Source organism: Gordonia phthalatica (genome assembly GCF_001305675.1).
Taxonomy (GTDB): Bacteria; Actinomycetota; Actinomycetes; order Mycobacteriales; family Mycobacteriaceae; genus Gordonia; species Gordonia phthalatica.
On the sequence record NZ_CP011853.1, the window covers coordinates 2,251,452 to 2,271,098 of the forward strand.

General features: G+C 67.5%; 19 protein-coding genes. 9 read left to right on the forward strand and 10 right to left on the reverse strand.

The genetic code is table 11. From position 1 onward, the window contains the following. Nucleotides 1-2: 2 nt before the first annotated feature. Complete coding sequence (locus ACH46_RS10560) at nucleotides 3-350, reverse strand: RNA polymerase-binding protein RbpA (protein ID WP_062392860.1); 348 nt, start codon at nucleotides 348-350, stop codon at nucleotides 3-5. Nucleotides 351-491: 141 nt separating this feature from the next. On the opposite strand from ACH46_RS10560, the gene ACH46_RS10565 reads away from it, so the two are divergent. The 4 genes from ACH46_RS10565 to ACH46_RS10580 all read left to right on the forward strand — a co-directional run bounded on the left by ACH46_RS10565 (nucleotide 492) and on the right by ACH46_RS10580 (nucleotide 3,473). Next, nucleotides 492-773 (forward strand): hypothetical protein, encoded by a 282-nt coding sequence (locus ACH46_RS10565; RefSeq protein ID WP_062392861.1) that lies wholly within the window; start codon nucleotides 492-494, stop codon nucleotides 771-773. Between the two features lie 94 nt (nucleotides 774-867). Beyond that, on the forward strand, nucleotides 868-1,689 hold the full coding sequence (locus ACH46_RS10570) for an adenylate/guanylate cyclase domain-containing protein (RefSeq protein WP_062392862.1): 822 nt from the start codon (nucleotides 868-870) through the stop codon (nucleotides 1,687-1,689). A 23-nt stretch (nucleotides 1,690-1,712) separates the two neighbouring features. Next, nucleotides 1,713-3,188, forward strand: a complete 1,476-nt coding sequence (locus ACH46_RS10575; RefSeq protein ID WP_062392863.1) for a peptide MFS transporter — start codon at nucleotides 1,713-1,715, stop codon at nucleotides 3,186-3,188. A 3-nt stretch (nucleotides 3,189-3,191) separates the two neighbouring features. Beyond that, nucleotides 3,192-3,473 (forward strand): hypothetical protein, encoded by a 282-nt coding sequence (locus ACH46_RS10580; RefSeq protein WP_062392864.1) that lies wholly within the window; start codon nucleotides 3,192-3,194, stop codon nucleotides 3,471-3,473. A gap of 79 nt (nucleotides 3,474-3,552) precedes the next feature. Here the strand turns inward: ACH46_RS10580 and ACH46_RS21295 are convergent, their stop codons facing one another. The 5 genes from ACH46_RS21295 to ACH46_RS10600 all read right to left on the reverse strand — a co-directional run bounded on the left by ACH46_RS21295 (nucleotide 3,553) and on the right by ACH46_RS10600 (nucleotide 8,713). After that, nucleotides 3,553-3,696, reverse strand: a complete 144-nt coding sequence (locus ACH46_RS21295; RefSeq protein WP_157851037.1) for a hypothetical protein — start codon at nucleotides 3,694-3,696, stop codon at nucleotides 3,553-3,555. Nucleotides 3,697-3,837: 141 nt separating this feature from the next. After that, nucleotides 3,838-4,872 carry an LLM class F420-dependent oxidoreductase gene (locus ACH46_RS10585; RefSeq protein ID WP_062392865.1) on the reverse strand — a complete coding sequence of 345 codons (1,035 nt, stop codon included), beginning with the start codon at nucleotides 4,870-4,872 and terminating at the stop codon, nucleotides 3,838-3,840. 95 nt (nucleotides 4,873-4,967) lie between these two features. Further along, complete coding sequence (gene katG / locus ACH46_RS10590; RefSeq protein WP_236995096.1) at nucleotides 4,968-7,115, reverse strand: catalase/peroxidase HPI; 2,148 nt, start codon at nucleotides 7,113-7,115, stop codon at nucleotides 4,968-4,970. 92 nt (nucleotides 7,116-7,207) lie between these two features. Then, nucleotides 7,208-7,672: a Fur family transcriptional regulator gene (locus tag ACH46_RS10595; protein ID WP_062392867.1), complete on the reverse strand. Its 465-nt coding sequence runs from the start codon at nucleotides 7,670-7,672 to the stop codon at nucleotides 7,208-7,210. A gap of 9 nt (nucleotides 7,673-7,681) precedes the next feature. Continuing rightward, nucleotides 7,682-8,713 (reverse strand): phosphotriesterase family protein, encoded by a 1,032-nt coding sequence (locus tag ACH46_RS10600; protein WP_062392868.1) that lies wholly within the window; start codon nucleotides 8,711-8,713, stop codon nucleotides 7,682-7,684. Between the two features lie 218 nt (nucleotides 8,714-8,931). Between ACH46_RS10600 and ACH46_RS10605 the strand changes: the two genes are divergently transcribed. Beyond that, a complete protein-coding gene (locus ACH46_RS10605; protein ID WP_236995097.1) occupies nucleotides 8,932-10,983 on the forward strand; it encodes a serine/threonine-protein kinase in 2,052 nt (683 codons plus the stop codon). A 33-nt stretch (nucleotides 10,984-11,016) separates the two neighbouring features. Continuing rightward, a complete protein-coding gene (locus ACH46_RS10610) occupies nucleotides 11,017-13,395 on the forward strand; it encodes an ATP-binding cassette domain-containing protein (RefSeq protein WP_417935240.1) in 2,379 nt (792 codons plus the stop codon). A 19-nt stretch (nucleotides 13,396-13,414) separates the two neighbouring features. On the opposite strand, the gene ACH46_RS10615 is transcribed toward ACH46_RS10610, so the two are convergent. Further along, complete coding sequence (locus ACH46_RS10615) at nucleotides 13,415-13,912, reverse strand: nuclear transport factor 2 family protein (RefSeq protein ID WP_062392871.1); 498 nt, start codon at nucleotides 13,910-13,912, stop codon at nucleotides 13,415-13,417. Nucleotides 13,913-13,962: 50 nt separating this feature from the next. Then, on the reverse strand, nucleotides 13,963-15,174 hold the full coding sequence (locus ACH46_RS10620) for an oxygenase MpaB family protein (protein WP_062392872.1): 1,212 nt from the start codon (nucleotides 15,172-15,174) through the stop codon (nucleotides 13,963-13,965). 227 nt (nucleotides 15,175-15,401) lie between these two features. Here ACH46_RS10620 and ACH46_RS10625 point away from each other — a divergent pair, with 227 nt between their 5' ends. Then, entirely contained in the window at nucleotides 15,402-15,719 is a 318-nt protein-coding gene (locus ACH46_RS10625; RefSeq protein WP_062392873.1) for a DUF2853 family protein, read from the forward strand. 16 nt (nucleotides 15,720-15,735) lie between these two features. Here the strand turns inward: ACH46_RS10625 and ACH46_RS10630 are convergent, their stop codons facing one another. Together ACH46_RS10630 and ACH46_RS10635 are read right to left on the reverse strand one after the other, a co-directional pair. After that, on the reverse strand, nucleotides 15,736-16,521 hold the full coding sequence (locus ACH46_RS10630) for an ABC transporter ATP-binding protein (RefSeq protein WP_062392874.1): 786 nt from the start codon (nucleotides 16,519-16,521) through the stop codon (nucleotides 15,736-15,738). Further along, entirely contained in the window at nucleotides 16,518-17,459 is a 942-nt protein-coding gene (locus ACH46_RS10635; RefSeq protein WP_062392875.1) for an ABC transporter substrate-binding protein, read from the reverse strand. The genes ACH46_RS10630 and ACH46_RS10635 overlap by 4 nt, the downstream gene beginning before the upstream one ends. Nucleotides 17,460-17,497: 38 nt before the next feature. Here ACH46_RS10635 and ACH46_RS10640 point away from each other — a divergent pair, with 38 nt between their 5' ends. Further along, the gene (locus tag ACH46_RS10640; protein ID WP_193392897.1) at nucleotides 17,498-18,553 is read left to right on the forward strand and encodes a FecCD family ABC transporter permease; all 1,056 of its coding nucleotides are present in this window, start codon (nucleotides 17,498-17,500) and stop codon (nucleotides 18,551-18,553) included. Further along, a complete protein-coding gene (locus tag ACH46_RS10645; RefSeq protein WP_062392876.1) occupies nucleotides 18,550-19,632 on the forward strand; it encodes a FecCD family ABC transporter permease in 1,083 nt (360 codons plus the stop codon). The genes ACH46_RS10640 and ACH46_RS10645 overlap by 4 nt, the downstream gene beginning before the upstream one ends. Nucleotides 19,633-19,647: the final 15 nt, after the last annotated feature.

Here is a 19,647-nt window from a genome sequence, read left to right on the forward strand (position 1 = left end):
CGCTAGACGGCGCCACCGCCGCGACGACGCTGCTTCAGCAGGTCGAGGCGCTCGGCGAGCAGGACTTCCAGGTCCTCCTCGGAACGACGCTCCAGGAGCATGTCCCAGTGCGTGCGCGGGGGCTTGCCCTTCTTCTCCTCGGGGGCACCGCCTTCGAGGAGCTTGCCCTCCATGCCGTTCTTGCACGGCCAGGTACCGGGGATCTCGGCTTCGTCGGAGAACGGGATGTCGAAGATCTCACCGTTGTCGGTGCGGTACTGGACGAGTCGACGAGGCGCGAGATCATGATCGCGGTCGGTCTCGTAGCTCACCGCTCCGAGCCGGCTACCACGCAGGACTCGATCAGCCATGAAGTATTCCTCTCAAACAGACGGGTATCAGAACCATTCTACGCGGTGTACGCGCGCTCGGGGGCGACGCGGTACCGTCGTCACGTGCCCGAATCACCGTCCCGTCAACGCCCGTACGCCTGCGCTTGGTGCGGTCGACAGATGGTGGACTCGGAACGCGGCCGCAGGCGCAAGTACTGCAAACGGTCGTGCCGCCAGCGCGCCTACGAACAGAGAACGCTGGTAGAAGGTACTTCTATTCCCGCCGACGCCATCATCCTGAGTCCGGCCGAGGCCGAAGACCTCGGCGACCGCATGTATCTCCTGCGGTGCGCGGCCGAAGATCTGTCGACGGCGATCGGCGAACGCGCCGACCAGGAGTCGCTGACCCGGCTCGCCGAGGAACTCCTGACCCTGGCGCACGAGGCGGAACGCCTGCGCTGACCCGGTGTCGACGCCACGTCGTCCATTCCGAGGACGCGAGACCGACGTCACCGGACATGCGCCGGTGCCCGCTGCGGCGACGTCACTAAGATCAATGATCGTGAACGACGAACCTCGCAAAGACGGACCGGATGAAGACGCGGTCCCGGGGTCTCCGCTGCATCGGGCGAGCGAACTGCTGGCGCGCGGCGACGAGAGCAACGTCGCGGTGCGCGCCGCGCATCTGGCACGCAAGCTGGCACCCACCGAGAGTCGCCTGTCGACCGGCGACCGGACATCCGACCGGGTCGCGCGAATTCTGAACGACGTCCGCCGTGATCGCCCGAGCGCCGTCCGCGAGATCGGTCTGGCCTCGGTCGCGGTCTGGCAGTCGCTGATCGAGCGCCGTCGTCCCGATCCGGCAGGCCCCGTGCCCGCGACGATCCTGTTCACCGACCTCGTCGGCTTCTCGTCTTGGGCGCTGCGCGCGGGCGACGATCAGGTCCTGGAACTTCTGGCGGAAGTGAACGACGCCACCGAGCAGGTCATCCGAGCCCACGGCGGGCAGGTCGTCAAGACGCTCGGTGACGGCACGATGGCCGTCTTCCTGGACGCCGCCGAGGGCATCGCCGCCGCTCACGAGGCCGTGGGTGCGATCAGTGCCATCGTGGTCGGCGACTTCCGGCCGGCCCTGCGCGCGGGACTGCACACGGGTGCGCCGCGCATCGTGGGCGACGACTTCCTCGGCGTCGACGTCAACATCGCCGCGCGGGTGTGCGACGCGGCGGGCGGCGGCGAGGTGTACGTCAGCGACGCCACCCTGGAACAGGTGGACCTCGAGGACTACGCGGTCAAGCGCAAACGATTCAAGGCCAAGGGAGTGCCCAAGGAACTGCAGGTCTTCCGCGTGTTGCCGCGGTACGGCGAATCCGTCTGAGGCGACTGCATTACCGTGTTCGCATGACCCTCGCCGATGAGCACCCCACGGCCGTCCCGCCGACACCGCAGCGAGGCTTCTTCGGCCATCCGCGGGCGCTGGGCACCCTGTTCGGTGTCGAGATGTGGGAACGGTTCTCGTTCTACGGGATGCAGGGCATCCTCGCGTACTACCTGTACTACACGGCGTCGAACGGCGGACTCGGGTTCGACGAGGCGTCGGCCACCAGCATCGTCGGCGCATACGGCGGTCTGGTCTACCTGTCGACGATCGTCGGGAGCTGGATCTCCGACCGCATCCTCGGCGCGGAACGCACCCTCTTCTACAGCGCGGTCATCATCATGTTCGGCCACATCGCACTCGCGCTGGTCCCGGGTGTCGCCGGGATGGGCCTCGGCCTCATTCTCGTCGCGTTCGGCAGCGGCGGTCTGAAGTCCACCGCCACCACGATGGTCGGCGACCTGTACGCGCCGGAGGACCTCCGGCGCGACGCGGGTTTCTCGGTCTACTACATGGGCGTCAACCTCGGTGCGTTCTTCGGCCCGCTGCTGACCGGTTGGGCTCAGGAGCACGTCGGTTTCCATCTCGGGTTCGGTCTGGCCGCTATCGGCATGTTCCTCGGCCTGGTGCAGTACTCCCTCTCGCGGAAGCAGTTCGGTGTCATCGGCTCCACCGCCCCCGACCCGCTGCCCTCGTCCATGTACGGCCGGGCGGGAGCGGTGGCGGCCGGCCTCATCGTCGTGGTGACCGTGCTGTCGTTGACCGGGGTGCTGACGGCGTCGAATCTCTCCGACGTGGTCGTCGGCATCACCGTCGTCGCCGCCGTCGGCTACTTCGTGATCATCTTGACCAGCAGACTCATCACCGCCGACGAGCGGAGCCGGGTGGTCGCGTTCATCCCGCTGTTCCTGGCGTCGACGGTGTTCTGGGCGCTGTTCCAGCAGCAGTTCACGACCGTCGCCGTGTACGCCGACAAGCGGCTCGACCGCGACCTGTTCGGGTGGACGATGCCCGCCTCGTGGGTGCAGTCGATCAACCCGGTGTTCATCATCGTCTTCGCCGGCGTGTTCGCCGCGCTGTGGACGGCGCTCGGGTCGCGCCAACCGTCGACGCCGATCAAGTTCGCCCTCGGCACCGGCATCATGGGCATCGCGTTCCTGTGCTTCATCCCGATGTCGGGTGGGGGACCGGGCAGTGCGCCGCTGCTCGGCCTCGCAGGCATCCTGCTGCTGTTCACGATCGCCGAGCTGTGCCTCTCACCCGTCGGCCTGTCCCTGTCGACCAAGCTGGCGCCCAAGAACTTCCACACCCAGATGGTCGCGCTGTTCTACCTGTCGGTCGCCCTCGGCACCGCGCTCGCCGGAACCCTCGCGAAGTACTACGACGAGGAGAACGACGTCCCGTACTTCCTGAGCATCGGCCTCGCGTCGATCGGGGTGGCCGTGGTGCTGGCGATCGCGAGCCCGTACATCCGCCGGCTGATGCGCGGCGTCCTGTAGATCATGCCGTTCGACGACGAGGAACTCGAGTCGTACTACCGACGGATCGAGTCCCGGACCGCGGCCGCCGACGCCCGGCCGCGAAAGCGTAAGCGTGCCGTCCCACGAGTCGAGTTCTCCTGCCCGACGCCGGAGAAGATCGCCTACCCGTCGCTCGCTGCGGTGACGGGCGCCATCCTGGCGATCGCTCGACAGGCACCGTCGCGTCCGTCCCTGCGGTCGTACGAGTGCAGGTGCGGTTCATGGCACCTGACGAGTGCGGTTCCCCGCCCGCCCGGCAAGTAGCGCGCCCCTCACACCAACGAAGCGGCGCCCGACGGATCGTATCCGTCGGGCGCCGCTTCGGGCTTTTCGCGGGCGATATCTATGCCGCGCCGAGTACTGCGATCGGCGAGTTGCCGAGCTGCAGGCGCAGACGCTGGGTCGCGCTCTGGTTCATCCGCTCAGACATCAGGCGAGCGAAGGCGCGGATCTTGGACGCAAAGGTCGGACTGGTGCTGTTACGCATAGTGGAACCCTCTCCGTATATTTCAGTCCATACAGTTGTAACCTTTCGGCAAGGTGAAGTCAAGTTCCATTCTGTTGTCGTTAACTTTCCGTTCACCTAATCCAGTTCGCGTTAACTTTCGGCCCAGCGTCTGACTTCGACTCAGTGTGCCAGTGATCCGAGTCTCTCCACCTCGGCCACCGAGCCGGGAGAGACGAGCATGGTCGTCACGCCGGCCTGCTCCCACTCGCGGATCTTGGCGCGCACGGTGTCCTCGTCGCCGACGATGGCGGAGTCGTCGACCACTGCGTCGGGGATGATCGAGGCGGCCTCCGCCTTGCGGTCGGAGCGGAACAGCTCGGTGACCTGATCCACCACGTCGCTGTAGCCCATCCGCCGGTAGACCTCGGCGTGGAAGTTGGTGTCCTCGCTGCCCATGCCGCCCATGTAGAGGGCCAGGAATGGCTTGATGCCCGCGTAGGCGGCGTCGCGGTCGTCAGTGAGGACGATCTGGGCGACAGCGGCCACCTCGAAGGTCTCGCGGGTGTTGCGGGCGCCGGGGCGTGCGAATCCCTCGTCGAGCCATCCGTTGTACTGGTCGGCGAGTCGCGGAGTGAAGAAGAGCGGGAGCCAGCCGTCGGCGATCTCGGCGGCCAGGGCGATGTTCTTGGGTCCCTCGGCACCGAGGAAGACGGGGATGTCGTTGCGGAGCGGGTGCACGATGGGCTTGAGCGGCTTGCCGAGCCCTGTGGTGCCCTCGCCCTCGAGGGGGAGCGGGTAGTGCGGGCCGTCGCTGGTGACGGGTGCCTGGCGTGCCCACACCTGCCGCATGATGTCGATGTACTCGCGGGTGCGGCCGAGCGGCTTCGGGAACTTCTGGCCGTACCAGCCCTCCACCACCTGCGGTCCCGAGACACCGAGGCCGACGATGTGCCTGCCGCCGGACAGATGGTCGAGCGTCATCGCCGCCATCGCGCACGCGGTGGGCGTCCGCGCGGACAGTTGAAGGACCGACGTGCCGAGGCGGAGGCGTTCGGTGTCGCTGCCGTACCAGGCGAGCGGCGTGTAGGCGTCCGAGCCCCACGCCTCCGCGGTGAACACGGAGTCGTAGCCGGATCGTTCGGCGGCGGCGACGAGTTCACGGTGGTTGGCCGGCGGCTGTGCGCCCCAATATCCGAGTTGCAGACCGAGTTTCATGTACCGACAGTATCGGGCCGCGACCGCGGAGAGCGGAGATCCCGCCGGAGCGGCGTGCTCCGGCGGGATCTGCTGGGCGACGGCGTCGCCGGCGATCAGGCGTGCAGGTCGAACCGATCGTTGTCCATGACCTGCGACCAGGCGGCGACGAAGTCGTCGACGAACTTGCCGGTCGCGTCATCGGAGCCGTAGACCTCGGCGAGGGCCCGCAGCTGCGAGTTGGCGCCGAAGACCAGATCGGCGCGGGTGCCGGTCCACTTCTGCTCGCCCGTGGCGAGATCGGCGCCGACGTAGGTGCCGTCCGCCTGCTGCGTCCACTGGACGTCCATGTCGAGGATGTTGACGAAGAAGTCGTTCGACAGCACCTCGGGTCGGTCGGTCAGCACTCCGTGCTGCGACCCGCCGTAGTTGGCGCCGAGAACCCGGAGGCCGCCGATGAGGGCGGTCATCTGCGGCGCCGACACCTGCAGCAGCTGCGCACGGTCGACGAGCAGGTACTCGGCCGGGATCGGCGCGTCGGCGGCCAGGTAGTTCCGGAATCCGTCCCACCGCGGCTCCATGACGCTGAACGAGTCGACGTCGGTGTCCTCCTGGGTGGCGTCCGTGCGGCCGAGGGAGACCGGGACGGTCACGGTGTGACCCGCCGCCGCTGCGGCCTTCTCGACGGCGGCAGCGCCGCCGAGAACGATCACATCGGCCACCGAGACCTTCTTCGCACCGGATTCGGAGTTGAACGCCTCGGCGACACCCTCCAGCACGGTGAGCGCCTTGTCCAGCTCGGCGGGCTCATTCACCGTCCAGCTGCGCTGCGGCTCCAGACGCACACGGGCACCGTTGACGCCGCCGCGCTTGTCCGAGCCGCGGTACGAGGCTGCGGCAGCCCACGCGGTCTTCACGAGCTGCGCGACGGTCAGGCCGGAGTCCAGGATCTGCCGCTTGATCGCCGCGGCGTCGGCCTCGTCGATCTGCTCGTAGTCGGCCTCGGGGACCGGGTCCTGCCAGATCAGCTTCTCCGCGGGCACCTCGTCGCCGAGGTAGCGCGAGAGCGGGCCCATGTCGCGGTGGGTCAGTTTGTACCAGGCGCGGGCGAAAGCGTCGGCGAAGTCCTGCGGATTCTCCAGGAACCGTCGGGAGATGGGCCCGTAGATCGGGTCCTCGCGCAGGGCGATGTCACTGGTGAGCATCATCGGCTGGTGACGCTTCTCGGGATCTCCCGCGTCGGGCACGCTGGTGGCGCCCGCGTTGTCCTTGGGGCGCCACTGAATGGCGCCGCCCGGACCGGTGTGGGTCTCCCATTCGTAGCCGTAAAGCGTCCAGAAGAAGTTGTTGTCCCAGGTGACCGGGGTGCTGTTCCACGCGCCCTCCAGACCGGAGCTGATCGCGTCGACACCGGATCCGGTGCCGTACGAGCCCTTCCAACCCAGACCCATGGTCTCCAGCGGAGCGTCCTCGGGCACCGGTCCGACGTACTGCCCGGCGTCAGCGGCGCCGTGCGTCTTGCCGAACGTGTGGCCGCCGGCGATGAGGGCGACGGTCTCCTCGTCGTCCATCGCCATGCGCGCGAAGGTCTCGCGGATGTCGATCGCCGACTTCAGCGGATCCGGATTCCCGTTGGGGCCTTCGGGATTGACGTAGATGAGGCCCATCTGGACGGCGGCGAGCGGGTTGTCGAGGTCGCGTTCACCGGTGTACCGCTGGTCCTCGAGCCACTCGGTCTCGGGACCCCAGTAGATCTCCTCGGGCTCCCACTTGTCGGTGCGACCGCCGGCGAAGCCGAAGGTCTTGAAGCCCATCGACTCGAGGGCCACGTTGCCCGCGAAGATGATGAGGTCGCCCCACGAGAGGCTGCTGCCGTACTTCTTCTTGATCGGCCACAGCAGACGACGCGCCTTGTCCAGGCCCGCGTTGTCCGGCCAGCTGTTCAACGGGGCGAAGCGCTGCATGCCGTGACCGCCGCCACCGCGGCCGTCGGCCACGCGGTAGGTGCCGGCCGAGTGCCAGGCCATACGGATGAAGAGCGGACCGTAGTGACCGTAGTCGGCGGGCCACCAGTCCTTCGAGTCACGCATCAGCGCCTTGAGGTCGCGGCGGACGGCATCGAGATCGAGTGCGGAGAACGCCTTCGCGTAGTCGAAATCGGGGTCCATGGGGTTGCCCTCGTCCGGGTTCTCGGCGAGGAGTTTGAGGTTCAGCTGCTTCGGCCACCAGTCACGGTTGCCGCCGCCTTCGGAGGGTGCGGCCATCTGGCCACCGTGTACCGGGCAGCCGGTTGCGCTCGCTGCGGGCTGTTGGTCGGACACTGCGGTTCCTTTCGGTGGATCGCCGGAGGCGACGATCAGCGTGTTGCGCCGCCGGGGTCGTCCGGCGCGCGGGTGGTGTCGGTGTTCGCTGCACAGGCGGGGCAGACGCCCCAGTAGATGACCTCGGCTTCGTCGATGCGGAAGCCGTGGTCGTCGACGGCCTCGAGGCAGGGTGCTTCGCCGACTGCGCAATCGACGTCGCGGACGTCTCCGCACACACGGCACACGAGGTGGTGGTGATTGTCTGCGATCCGGGTCTCGTACAGCGAGACATGGCCCGACGGCTGGATCCGTCGGATCAGCCCGGCGTCGGTCAGGGCGTGCAGGACGTCGTACACGGCCTGACGGGACACACCGGGCAGTTCTTCGCGCACTGCTGCCAGAACCGCCTCGGTCTCGGCATGCGGATGCGCGTCGACGGCCGCCATCACCGCGAGACGAGGCCGGGTGACTCTCAACCCGGCGTCACGGATGTCTGCGGTGTGATCAGTGGCGGCCATGCACCCATACTACCCGTTTTCTGGACCAAGTCCAGTTTTATTGAAATTTGCTACTGCAAGCGCAGCGGGACCGGTCTCCGGAGGAGCCAGGAAGTCGCGCGGACCGTACCGCATGATCGTGTCGACGACCCGCTGGTCGACGCCGGCGGCGAGGAGGTCGGGGATCACCCGCCCGGTCACCTGCAGGTAGTTCCAGTCCGGAGCGACGGCTTGTCGTTTCTCCTCGTCGAACCAGTCGCTGAAGCAGAAGGCGTCGTGGGAGAGCGCCACACGGTCGGCGTATCCCTTCTCGATCAAAGTGAGCAGGGTGGCGAAGCGAGCGTCGTAGGGGAGGAGGACGTCGAGCCCGAAGCGGTCGAGCCCGAGGGTCGACCCCGCGTCGGCCAGCTGCATCAGATAGTCCAGGTCGGTGCTGTCGCCGCAGTGGGCGATCTGGACGCGGCTCAGATCCACGCCCTCCTCGGCGAGGACGCGTTGCGCGATGAGCCCGGATTTCGTGTGCGGATTGGTGTGCACCACCACGGGCGCGCCGGTGGCAACCGACGCTCGTCCCACGGCGCGCATCACTCGTTCGACGCCCGTGCTCAATCCCTCCGCCTCGATCGCGCAGAACAGGAACGCCGCTTTGACATCGGTACCGCCGATCCCGACCGTCAGATCGCGGATGAAGGCCTCATCCATCGGATCGGGACCGTCGAAGCCGAGACCGGGTCCGGTGTAGTGGAACTGGAAGGGAAGGTCGTGAAAGGTGTACAGGCCGGTCGCGAGCACCAGATTGAGGTCCACCCGGTCGGCGACGGCCCGGATGCGTTCCACATTGCGGCCGAGTCCGGCGACGGAGACGTCCATCAGGGTGTCGACGCCGGCCTCTTTGAGACAGGTGAGCCGTTCGACGGCCGCCTGGATCTGCGCGGTCTCATTCCAGTCCGGGAGGAAGTTGAGGCGGTAGTCCTCGTTGAGCACGAAGACGTGTTCGTGGGTGAGCGTCACGCCGAGTCGGTCCGCCCCGACCGGACCCGTCGCAGTGTTGATGCTCTCCATGTCGCCTCTCGCTGAAGTCGGTGCGGACCGGCACCGTGACCACTGCCCAAAATAGTCGCTGGCGAAGGCGTCGGCACCGGTTACCGAAGAAGCCGACGCGACGGTGAATGCTCCTGAGGTCTTCGTACCGGGAGTGCATGTCTTAGGCTGTTCTCATGTTGAGCGCGGGGCAGTATTTCGCCGATTATCGAATCGTACGAAGTCTGGGCGTCGGGGGAATGGGTGAGGTCTATCTGGCGGCCCACCCCAGGCTGCCCCGTGAAGACGCCCTCAAGGTGCTGCCCGGCGAGCTCACATCGGACGCCACTTACCGTGCCCGCTTCACCCGGGAGGCCGATCTCGCGTCCCAGCTGGACCACCCGAGCATCGTCAGCGTGTACGACCGCGGCGAGTTCCAGGGCCAGTTGTGGATCACGATGAAGTACATTCCGGGATCCGACTGCGACGCGATTCTGAAGCGCGACGGCGTGCCGGAGCCGCGCGTGGTCGCCGAGATCATCTCCGCGGTGGCCGACGCCCTCGACTACGCACACTCGCGCGGCATGGTGCACCGCGACGTGAAGCCCGCCAACATCCTGGTGGACGACGGCGCGTCGCGCCGGAAGGTGTACCTCACCGACTTCGGCATCGCACGCAAGCTGACCAACGAGACAGCGCTCACGGCCGCGAACCTGACAGTGGGGTCCATCCAGTACTGCTCACCCGAGCAGTTGCGCGGACAGGACCTCGACGGCCGGTCGGATCAGTACGCGTTGGCGTGCACCGCGTACCGACTTCTGACCGGTAAGGCGCCGTTCCCGCTGTCGACGCCGACGGCGATCATCAACGCTCATCTGAACAGTGATGCGCCGAGTGCGACGACGATCCTGCCGACGCTGGCACCGTCCGTCGACCCGGTCCTCGCGCGAGCCATGGCGAAGGATCCGGCGGGCCGGTACCGCTCGTGCGGCGAGTTCGCCGCCGAGCTGACCGGTGCCTTGACCCGCCCGGGATTCAAGCCCAAGAGCCCGGCCGCCTACGCACCGACGATGATCAATCCGAGCCCGCTGCCCCACAATCCGGCAGCACAGCCGCCGGCAGCCCCGACTCTGCCGCCGCAGTCCCAGAGCCAGAAGCCCCAGACCCCGTCGCAGCCGGGTCCGGCGCGCCCGTCCGCCGATCAGTTCGGCTCGGGTACGGCGCCGTACACGGCACAGGGGCCGTCGCAGGGGCCGTCCACGCAGCCGCAACGACCGCCGACGCCCGCTCCGTCCGCGACGCCGGTGCCGCCCGTGCCGCAGTCCCAGCCGAGTTCGCCCCAACCCAGTTCACCCCAACCCAGTTCACCCCAGCCCAGTTCACCCCAGTACCCCCAGTACTCGCAGCAGCCCTACGGTCAGCAGCAGTTCGGTCAGCAACCGTATGGACAGCAACAACAGCCCGCGCAGGCCTTCGGCGGAGGCGGTGGCTACGGCCCGCCGCCCGGCGGATACGGTCAGCAGCCGTTCGGCATGGCCGGCGGACCACCGCCGTCGGGGAAGACGAACTCGCGCAAGGTATTCGGGATCGTCGCGGCGATCGTCGTGGTGTTGGCGTTGATCGGCGTAGCCGGGTTCTTCGTCTTCAAGGGCAGCGGTGATTCGGACCCGTCGTCGACGGCATCGACCGAGGACGTGGTGACGCCACCCACGACCACCACCAGCCCGTCCCCGAGCGTGGGACGCGATGCTGCGGTCGTGAACGGGGTCCCGACCAAGTGCGCGCTCGGCAACAGCGCCACCACGGTCCTGACGAGTCCGCTCACCAACCTGAACATCAGCATTCCGTCGGCGGCCCTGCCGACGCCCTCGTGGCGACCGGACACGGCGACCGAGATCCCGTTCGCCGTGACGGCTGCCGGTATCAACACTCCCCGCCCGGACACCGTGTCGTCCTGGCAGGCGGCGGTGACCATCGGCACGCTCCCGTCGTCGTTCGGTGACGACACGGAGGCGATCGCCCGCAAGATCGTCGAATGCCTGCCGTCCAGCAGCGGGTACGCAGGCAGCGATCCCTCGCCGGCCGAGATCACCCAGTCGCGCAACGGAACCCTCGACGACGACACCACCAAGCTGACCCTGGTACGCAGCAACATCAAAGTCAGTGCGCGCCCCGGCATCCAGGGCGACGACGTGATCGTGGCCGTGATCAACAGCTCACCGATGACCTTCGCCGTCGGCGTGAGCCCCATCGGCGATAGCACCAGCAAGAGCGAGGTGGAGAAGGCGGTCCTCGGAATCCGGGTGCGCTGACACGGATGCGGGCGATGCGGAACAATGGCCGACATGCCTTCTTCCGCATCGCTTCCCGCTGACAGCCACGACCTGATCCGCATCCGGGGCGCCCGCGTCAACAATCTGCGCGATGTCAGCGTGGAACTTCCGAAGCGCCGCTTGACGGTGTTCACCGGCGTCTCCGGCTCGGGAAAGAGTTCACTCGTCTTCGGGACCGTCGCCGCGGAGTCGCAACGGCTCATCAACGAGACGTACAGCAGCTTCGTCCAGGGCTTCATGCCGACGCTCGCGCGACCCGACGTGGACGTGCTCGACGGGATCACCACCGCGATCATCGTCGACCAGGAGCGGATCGGCGGCAATCCGCGGTCGACGGTCGGAACGCTGACCGACGCCAACGCGATGCTCCGCATCCTGTTCAGCAAGATCGCGACACCGCATGTCGGCGGGCCGAACGCCTTCTCGTTCAACACGCCGACCGTGCGGGGCGGCGGCGCCATCAAGGTGGACCGCGGCGCTCAGTCCAAGGCCTTGAAGAAGACCTTCGAGGTCCTCGGCGGCATGTGCCCTCGCTGCGAGGGGATGGGCAACGTCTCCGACATCGACCTCACCGAGATCTACGACGCCGACCTGTCGCTCGCGGCCGGGTCGCTCAAGGTGCCCGGATACAGCATGGACGGCTGGTACGGCCGGCTCTACGGCGGCAGCGGCTACTTCGACATGGACAAGCCGGTCGGGCAGTTCACGAAGCGCGAGCTCGACGATCTGCTGTACCGGGAGCCGACCAAGATCAAGGTCGACGGCATCAACCTGACCTACGAGGGCGTCATTCCGAGGATCACCAAGTCGATGCTGAGCAAGGACATCGACTCGGTGCAGCCGCACATCCGGGCCTTCATCGAGCGCGCGGTGACCGCGACCGCCTGCCCCGAGTGCGACGGCACCCGTCTCGCCGACCATGCGCGCAACGCCCGGATCGACGGTGTCAACATCGCCGACGCGTGCCGGATGCAGATCACCGACCTGCACGACTGGGTGGTGGGCCTCGACGAGCCGACCGTCGCACCGCTGCTCGACAACCTGGGGGCGACGCTGTCGTCGTTCGTGGAGATCGGCCTGGGCTATCTGTCGCTGGAACGCCCCACCGGCACCCTGTCTGGCGGAGAAGCCCAGCGCACCAAGATGATCCGCCACCTCGGTTCGTCGCTGACCGACATCACCTACATCTTCGACGAGCCCACGGTCGGCCTGCATCCGCACGACATCGCCCGGATGAACACGCTTTTGCTGCGCCTTCGCGACAAGGGGAACACCGTGCTCGTCGTTGAGCACAAGCCGGAGACCATCGCGATCGCCGATCACGTGGTCGACCTCGGTCCCCGGGCGGGGTCACTCGGCGGGCAGATCTGCTTCGAGGGCACCGTCGAGGGACTCACCTCGGCCGACACGCTCACCGGTCGGCACCTCCACGACCGCGCTCGACTGAAGGACGAGGTCCGGTCGGCGAGCGGAGCCATCGAGATCCGCGGCGCTTCCACGAACAACCTCCAGGACGTCGACGTGGACCTGCCGCTCGGCGTCCTCGCCGTCATCACCGGTGTCGCAGGCTCCGGGAAGAGCTCGCTCATCCACGGTTCGATGCCGAAGGACGCCGACGTGGTCGTCATCGACCAGTCGGCGATCCGTGGTTCCCGCCGGAGCAATCCGGCCACCTACACCGGACTGCTCGACCCCATCCGCAAGGCCTTCGCCAAGGCCAACGGGGTCAAGCCCGCCCTGTTCAGCCCCAACTCGGAGGGCGCGTGCCCCACGTGCAAGGGCGCGGGCGTCATCTACACCGACCTGGCGACCATGGCCGGTGTCGCCACCCCGTGCGACGTCTGCGAGGGGAAGCGGTTCGACGCAGCCGTCCTGGAGTACCAGCTCGGCGGGCGCGACATCAGCGAGGTGCTGCAGATGTCGGTCGACGAGGCGACCGCCTTCTTCGGCGAGGGCGACGCGCGGATCCCGGCGGCGCACAAGATTCTGCTGCGTCTCTCCGATGTGGGGCTCGACTACCTGAAGGTCGGCCAGCCGCTGACCACGCTGTCCGGCGGCGAGCGTCAGCGCATCAAGCTCGCGACCGCGATGGCGGAGAAGGCGCAGGTGTACGTCCTCGACGAGCCGACCACCGGTCTGCACCTGGCCGACGTCGAGCAACTGCTGGGGCTGCTGGACCGCCTCGTCGACGGCGGGAAGTCGGTGATCGTGATCGAGCATCACCAGGCCGTGATGGCGCACGCGGACTGGATCATCGACATCGGGCCCGGTGCGGGCCAGGACGGCGGTCGCGTGGTCTTCGAGGGCACGCCCCGCGACCTCGTCACCGCGCGCTCCACGCTCACCGGCGAGCACCTCGCCGCCTACGTCGGCGCGTCGATCAGCGGGTGACTCACTAGTCCAACACGGCCTAGGACGCGCGGACTATCGCCGGTCCGCGCGTGAGGTGGAAGTCGATCGCCGACAGCTTGCTCGTCGCCTCGAAGGTCCGCTGGTAGCCGGTGGACGCGATGCGCCAACCGTCGGCGGTCTTCCGGTACACGTCCTCGTAGAACGCGGCGCCGATGATCATCATGTCGTAGTCGGGCACGATCACCCGGTCCTGCAGATACCAGCTGCCGGTCGCACGGGTCGGATCGCCGGCGTCGACCTCGATGATCGGATGAGTGACGTGGTGTTCGGTGACGAGGCTGCCGCCCATCGCCTTGCGGAAGTAGGCGAGGACGCCGTCGCGGTCGTCGAAGGTCAGCGGACGTCCGCCGAGCTGGGAGCCGTAGTCGGTGTGCACGTCCTCGGTGAGGGTCGCCGCCAGGCCGTCCCAATCCTTGGTGTCGACGGCCCGCAGGTATCGGTACTTCAGCGTCTCGATCGCACGGATCTCGTCGGATGGGGCTGCTTCTCTGGTCATCGAGCGTCCTCTCGGCCACGGGGTGTCGCACCGAACGCTAACCGGATCGGTCAGGCGGCGCGGGCGATGTCGGAGGAGTCGCCGATGACGACCGGATTCGGCGCCATGGTCGTCATGAATGTGTCGGCGCGACGCTGTCCCGCACGCGCGGCGCGGCGCCGACCGCCCGGCAGTTGCGCGGCGACCGACCGGACGATGTTGACGCCGAAGATCAACGGCGGATACCAGGGGAGTGCGGTGTCGTCGACGCCGAGCCGCCGCAGCGCGGGACGTCCCAGGAAAGCCCGCGCGATGCCGAGGTGCTGCGACTTCGCGAGTCGCCGCCGGAGAGCGGGCAGCGCGGCGTAGTGCCAGGCGTCGGGGTCGTCGACCATCGGCGAGGCCAGCAGTTTCGACGTCTCGTCTGCGACGGACAGGGCCGCGGACGTGTGGGCGAGGATACGGACCGCATCGCGGAAGTCGCGGGGGAGGAACTCATCGTCGACGCCGATCAGCCAGCCGACGTAGCGGGTCAACTGCGCGATCGCCTCGTACTCCCGGCGGCTGTTCAGGAGGCCGAGGCCCGCGACGCCGATCGATGGCGCCACCAGTGATCCGACGAGGGTGGCGGCCATGTCGGTCTGGTTGATCGGCACACCCCACTTCCCGCTGTCCCAGTCGGGCATGGATTCGACATGCCTGCGGACCATCGAGTGGATGAAGCGGACGCGGATCGTCGACCGGTATCCGGCGCCGTGCAGGTCGAGGCCGCCCTCGCCGATGACGTCGAGCGCCCAGCGGGAGGTCTCCGCGAATCGTTTGTTGGATCCCTTGGTGAGGGCTCCGGTGCGCAGCAGGGTCTGGTTGAAGCCGGCAAACTGGTAGCCGCCGAGGAGTGCGACGTCCCGGGCGATGTAGAGGCCGTCCGCCCCGCCGCTCTGCATGACCTGCGCGGCCAGCGCCAATTGCTTGCGGTCCACCCAGTCGGGTGTCGCCTCGATGTGCCGGAAGAAGTCCTCCATCGCCGCCGGCGCGCCCTCGACGGAGTCGATGCCGTCGACGAGGGCCTTCTCGAACAGCGGTCGCGTCTCGCGCATCCCGGCCTCGGACATCGCGGCGACGACGCCGTCCATCACCGGGTCGCCGGCCATGAGCAGTTCGCCGAGTCTGTCGAACTCGGACGCCGATGGTCGCCCGACGCCGAAGAGTCGTCCGAAGATCTCCACACCCTTGGGGATCGGGACCGGCTGCGCCGGATGTCGTGTCGGAATCGTCGTCGCCATGATTGCTTCCCATCCGCTGCGTTCGGTCGCGTGATGTGGGCGACCCGTTACTGACAACGGTAGGCAGATCAGTGCGATAAATCTAGATTTTCGTCTCATTCGGCAGGTCAACGCCACCGAGATCCCCTTTTCGACAAATCGGACCACGCCGTGTCGCGCAGCCGAGACAGCCATTCACGCGTAGCGTCTGCAGCAGAGGAAACACACCCTTGAAAGGAAGGTCCTCCATGACCGATGCACGCGAAAGCGTCCTCGAGTACGCGCCCAAGGCCGACGTCGCCGTCGTCGACAAGATGGCGGCCACGTACCGCCTGGTCCTCAGCAACCGCGACGCCTCCCTCGTCTCGGCGAGCGATCCGGCCGAGCTGAAGACCGTCCGCGAGAACTTCCTCAAGAAGAAGCTCGGCCTCACCGATTCCGACGACGACCTCGACAAGGCCATCGCCGACGTCATGGCCGCGATGAAGAACGGCAAGCCGAACCCGCGCCTGGCCGTCTACTACCTCCTCGCGGAGAAGTTCAACAAGCTCGACGTCTTCAAGTAGTCGCTCGCCGACCGGTTCACCGACGGACGACCATCGGTGAACCGGTCACCGGGTCGTCGACCACAACCGAGGTGAGCCCGAAGACCTCGCTGATCCGCGCCTCGGTGATCATCTCGCGAGGCGGCCCGGACGCGACGATGCGTCCAGCCTTCATCAAGACCAGATTGTCGGCGTAACGCGCCGCCTGGTTCAGGTCGTGCAGCACCGCGACCACTGTCTTTCCGTCACCGTTGAGCTGCTTCAACAGATCGAGCACCTCGTACTGATGCGCGATGTCGAGAAACGTCGTCGGCTCATCGAGCAGCATCACCGGCGTCTGCTGCGCCAGCAGGAGCGCGACCCAGACACGTTGCCGCTGGCCGCCCGACAACTGATCCACATAGCGTTCGGCGAGTTCGATCGTCCGCGTGGCCTCCATCGCGGCACGCGTGGCCGCGTCGTCCTCGGTGGTCCATCGCCTAAACGCAGAGTGGTAGGGGTGACGACCTCGCGAGATCAGGTCGGCGACTCGCATGCCCTCTGGCGCGACAGCATCCTGCGCCAACAGGCCCATCTGTTGAGCGAGCTCTTTGCTGCCGTACGCCTCGAGCGCACGACCGTCGAACACGATCTCGCCCGCCCGACGCTTCAGGACTCTGGAGATCGCCCGCAGGGTTGTCGACTTGCCGCAGGCGTTCGGCCCCAGAATCACCGTGAAGCCGCCGGCCGGGATGTGAAGGTCGACCTCGTCGACCACCGTCGCGCCGTCGAACTCGACGACGAGGCCGGTGGCTGACAGGACCGGTTCGACGACGGTTGTCACGCGAGCAGGTCCTCCACCTGATCCAGGACCAGGCCGGCGCCGGTCACGCCGATGCCCACCATCCAGGTGTCGTCCTCCACCTCGAACGCTTTGTTCGCCTTGACCGCCGGGATGCCCGACCAGAGCTGCGTGATCGTCTTCTGCGACGAGGCGTCGGGATTGCCGCCGGGGCTCATGTAGAACGCCACGTCGCCATCGATCTGCTCGTACAGCTCCGGACTCAGTTCCATCATCGAATACTCGTTCCAATTCCGCTCGCCGAGTTCGAAACCCATCTTCGTCAACAGCGACCCGGAGAAGGTATGCGGTCCGTACAGGCGGAAGTTGTCAGGCCGGAATCGGACGATCGAGGCCGTCTTACCCTTCGCGCCCACCTTCTCGCCGACCTCGACCGCGCGTTGATCGAGGCGGCGGAGCAGGTCGGCCATCTCGTCTGTCTTGTCGACCGCCGCGGCGGTGATCGTGGCCTGCTCGGTCCAGTCGGTGCCGCTGTTCTCAGAGAACACGGTGGGGGCGATCGCGCTCAGCTGGTCGTACACGGCCTCGTGCCGCACCTTGGCTCCGATGATCAGATCGGGAGCCAGATTGGCGATGGCGTCGATGTCTGGTTCGGCGATTCCGCCGATCGACTCGGTGCCCGTCAGCTTGTCCGCGAGGTACGCGGGGAAGCCCTCTCCCACGCGGACCTCAGGTGCGCCGACCGGCGTGATTCCGAGGGACACCAACGCGTCGAGGTGCGGCGAGTCGAGAACCACGATGCGCTCGGGCACGCCGGGCAGTTCAGTGGAGCCCATCGCGTGCTTCACGGTGTACGGGTCACCGCCCGCAGCAGCACCGTCGGAACTCGACGAACCGCACGCGGACAGCAGGAGGGCCAGGACTGCGATCAGGCCTGCGACAGCGATCACAGACCGCCTCGCGAGAGAGGGAGATGTCATGTCCGGGCATATTACGGGATTGGTTAGACTAACCAAACATGTCCAGGACTGACGCCGAGCCGCGCGTGGAACGCGTCGCACCAGCGGTACGACGAACTCCCCGTCGAGCCTGGCTGACGGGACCCGTCAGCCTGGCCGCCCTACTGCTGTGCGTGGTGCTGAGCCTTGCGCTCGGTGCCCGGGCGACCCCGATCACCGAGGTCACCCAGGCACTGCTGGGGTTCGGCGATGTGGACGTCGCGAACATCGTCGGCACCCTGCGGGTCAACCGCACGGTGACCGGCCTGATCGCGGGAGCATCGCTCGGCGTCGCCGGCGTTCTGATGCAGGCCGTCACCCGGAATCCACTCGCAGACCCCGGCATTCTCGGGGTCAACGCGGGTGCATCGTTCGGCGTGGTGCTGGGGCTCGCGATGCTCGGAGCGGCAGGGGTCGGGAGCACCGTCTGGTTCGCGCTCGCAGGCGCACTGTTCGCTTCCGCCGTGGTGCTGGCGCTGTCGACCACCCGATTCGTCGCTGGTTCGCCGGTGCGGCTGATACTGGCCGGCGTCGCGTTCGCCGCAGTCTTGAGCGGCGTCACCCACTCGTTGATCCTGCTCGACGAGTCCGTTCTCGACTCGTACCGCTTCTGGCGGATCGGATCGCTCGCCGCGCGTACGGTCGGCGAGGCGCTGCCGGTCGTCTGGCTGGTGCTCCCCGGCGTCATCGGGGCCTTTCTGCTCAGCTCCGCGCTCAACGCCTTGGCGTTGGGCGACGACACTGCCCGGTCGCTCGGCGTCCGGCCCGGCCTCGTCCGCGCCGCGGGACTACTCGTGATCGCCGTCCTGTGCGGCACGGCGACCGCGATCGTCGGCCCCATCGCTTTCCTCGGATTGGCCGTTCCCCACCTGGTCCGGGCACTCGTCGGCCCCGACCTCCGCCTCGTCCTTCCGATCTCGCTGATCACCGGCCCTGCACTCCTGTTGGGCGCCGACATCGTCGGACGTCTGATCGGCGGCGGCCGGGAGGTGCCGGTCGGCGTCCTCACCGCTTTGGTCGGCGGCCCAGTCCTCATCGCCTTCGTGCTCGGCGCCCGAAAGCTCTCGATCTCATGAGGCCGCTGCTCCGCGTCCAGCAGGCGCCCGAGATCGCCCTCACCAGAGACGACCGGGTGCTCATCGGTCCCGGCGACCGGTGGTCGTACCGATTCAGTGTGCGCACCACCATCGTCGTGTTCGCACTGCTCGTAGTCCTCGCCGTCGTTTTCGTTGCATCGCTGCTGCTGGGCGAGTTCCGCGTCACCATTCCCGACCTGATCGACACGCTGTTCGGACGGCCGCCGAGCCGACTCACCGAATTCTTCGTCATGGACCGGCGGATGCCGCGCGTTCTGGTCGCGATGACCGTCGGGGCCGCTCTGGCGACTGCGGGCGCGGTGTTCCAACATCTGACACGGAATCCGCTGGCCAGCCCGGACATCCTCGGCGTCAGCAACGGAGCGTCCGTCGGTGCGGTCATCGTCATCGTCGTGCTAGGCGGATCGCTCGATCAGGCCGCGCTCGGTGCCGCGATCGGCGCGCTGGTCGCGGCCGCGACGATCATGCTCCTGACGATCCGCACCGGACTGCACGGCGTGCAACTGATTCTCGTCGGCGTCGCGATCGCCGCGATCGGCACGGCCGTCGTCGACTACATCCTGACCCAAGTCTTCGTCGCCAGCGCGGTGACCGCACAGACCTGGTTGATCGGCACGCTCCAGGGCGCCGAGTGGGGCGACCTGACCCCGGTGTGCGCAGCCCTGGGAGTGGTCGTCGTCGTACTTGCGGCACTCGGTCCGGACACCAGGGTCGCCGAACTCGGCGACGCCACCGCCGCGGCCCTCGGCGTGCGCACCGTGCGGCACCGCTGGGTGCTCCTGACCGTTGCGACGATCCTGGTGGCGGCCGGTGTGGCCGTCGGCGGCCCGATCGCGTTCGTCGCACTGGTCGCCCCGCACATCGCGCGCAGCCTGTGCCGCCGCACGAGCTTCCTCGCCGCCGCTCTGACCGGGGCGTTGATTCTCTCGGTCGCCGATCTGATCGCCCTCTACGCGTTCCGCGTCCCGATCCCGGTCGGCGCGGTCACCATATCGGTGGGCGGCGTCTTCTTCCTGTGGATCCTCATTCGGGAAGGCGTGCGTCCCCGTGGGAACTGAAACCGGAGACCGCCG